The following is a 2,262-nucleotide window of genomic DNA, read 5'->3' as shown; positions in this document are numbered from 1 at the left end:
GACCGGCTGCTGATCAACGCCCCGGCGAGCACGCTGCTGCCCGCCGTGGTCTTCGGCGCCGCCCGCGCCGGGGTCGCGTTTTCCCTGCTGCACGAGCAGGTCCGCGGCGCCAGCCTCGACCACGTGCTCGCGGACTCCGAGCCGGTGCTGGTGGTGACCGGCGACGGGGACGTGCGGCGATCGGCCGAAACCGCCGGGGTCCCGGCCGCTTCGGTCGAGGAGCTGACCGCCGGCCCCGGGCGGCGCGTCGACCTACCCGCGCCCCCGCTGCCGGTCGACCCGGTGTGCCTGATCTACACGTCGGGGACGACGTCCCTGCCCAAGGCCGTGGTCAGCACCCACCAGCAGCTGCTGTTCGCCACCGCCGCGATCGCCTCGGTGCTGGAGTACCGCAGCGACGACGTCGTCTACAGCCCGCTGCCGCTGTCCTTCGACTACGGGCTCTACCAGGTGTTCCTCTCCGCCACGGCGGGGTCGAACCTGGTGCTGGGCGCGCCCACCGAAGTCGGGCCGTCGCTGGTCCGCAACCTGGTGAACTCCGGTGCGACCGTGCTGCCCGCCGTCCCGGCCGTCGCCGAGGCGCTGAGCGCGCTGCTGCGGCGCCGCCCGAAGCCCGCACCCGCCTTGCGGCTGCTGACCAACACCGGCGCGGCGATGCCCACCAGCACGCTGGAATCCTTGCGCGCAGCCATTCCGAGCCTGCGGGTGCAGCTGATGTTCGGGCTGACCGAGTGCAAGCGGGCCACCATCATGCCGGTCGACGGCGACCTGGAGCGGCCCGGGGCCTGCGGCCGGGCCCTGCCCGGCACCGAGGTCTTCGTCATCGACGAGGCAGGCGAGCGGCTCCCCGCCGGCGAGATCGGCGAGATCGTCGTGCGCGGCCCGAACGTGATGGCCGGGTACTGGCGCCGCCCGGAGCTGACCGCCGAGAAGTTCCCGCGGGCGCACGGGTTGTTCCCGGAGCTGCGCACCGGCGACTACGGCAGGCTCGACGAGGAGGGCTACCTCTACTTCGACGGCCGCCGCGACGACATCTACAAGGAGCGCGGGTTCCGGGTCAGCGCCACGGAAGTCGAGACCGCCGCCCGCGGCGTGCCCGGCGTCCGGGAAGCCGCCGTGCTGGTGCCGAAGGACACCCGCCCGGCGTGGCTGTTCGTCACCGGCGAGCTGGCCGCCGAGGGCGTGCTCGACGGGATGCGCACCCGGATCGAGGAGTTCAAGATCCCGGCGAGCTGCCTGCGCGTGGAGACGCTTCCCTTGACCGGCAACGGGAAGGTCGACCGCAAGGCCTTGGCGTCGATGGCCGAGGAGGTGTCGAGTGGAGCTGCTCGCTGAGCGGGCCACGGAACTGCCCGGCGAACTCACCGGGCTGCCCACCCCCGCCTACGTCTACGACCTCGCCGAGGTTCGCCGCAACCACCGGCGGCTCGACGGCGCCCTGCCCCGGGGCACCGGCCTGCTGTACTCCCTCAAGGCCAACCCGCACCCGGACGTGCTCGCGGTGTTGCGCGAAGCCGGCGCGCGCCCGGAGGTCTGCTCCTCCGGCGAGCTGCGGGCCGCGCTCGACGCCGGCTGGGCCGGCGGGCAAGTGCTCTACACCGGCCCCGCCAAGCGGGACGCCGAGGTCGCGGCGGCCCTGCGCGCCGGGGTGCGGGAGTTCTCCGTGGACTCCCCGCACGCGATCACCCAGCTCGACCGGCTCGCCGGCGCGGCCGGGGTCCGGGCCCGCTACCTGCTGCGCGTCAACGACGACCAGCCGGTGCCCGGCCAGGGCCTGGCGATGACCGGGGTGCCGTCGCAGTTCGGCGCCGACACCGGCTGGATCCTCGCCGAGCCCGCCCGCTTCGCCGGTGGCGAGCACGCCGAGGCGGCCGGGCTGCACCTGTACATGGGCACCAACCTCACCGAGGTGGCCGACCTGACCGGGCAGTTCCGCCGCGCGCTGGGCACCGCCGCGAAGCTGCGGAAGGCCTTGGCACCGCACGGGGTCCGCTTCCGGACCCTCGACCTCGGCGGCGGGTTCGGCGCGCCGTTCGCGAAGGACGGCACGGCGGTCGAGCTGCCGGGCCTGCGGGAAGAGCTCGAAGCGCTGCTCGGCGAGGAACTGCCGGGCTGGCGCGAGCGGGGCCCGGAAGTCGTGTTCGAATCCGGCCGTTACCTGGTCGGCACGGCGGGCACCCTTGTCACGGCGGTGCTGGACGTCAAGCGCTCGCACGGCAAGGACATCGTCGTGCTGGAGTCGGGCATCAACCACCTCGGCGG

2 protein-coding genes are annotated in these 2,262 nt (G+C 74.0%); both read left to right on the top strand.

Annotation, left to right across the window (positions count from 1 at the left end; all coding sequences use genetic code 11):
* A partial coding sequence (locus tag G3I65_RS18735) for a class I adenylate-forming enzyme family protein (protein ID WP_160697258.1) occupies positions 1–1,335 on the top strand: 1,335 nt, incomplete at its 5' end.
* Positions 1,319–2,262, top strand: a 944-nt coding sequence (locus G3I65_RS18730) for a type III PLP-dependent enzyme (protein ID WP_160697257.1), incomplete at its 3' end; no start/stop codon positions are given. The genes G3I65_RS18735 and G3I65_RS18730, both read left to right, overlap by 17 nt.

Source organism: Amycolatopsis sp. SID8362 (genome assembly GCF_010550475.1).
In the GTDB taxonomy this organism is placed as follows: Bacteria; Actinomycetota; Actinomycetes; order Mycobacteriales; family Pseudonocardiaceae; genus Amycolatopsis; species Amycolatopsis eburnea.
This window is presented reverse-complemented; position numbering and strand designations above follow the sequence as displayed.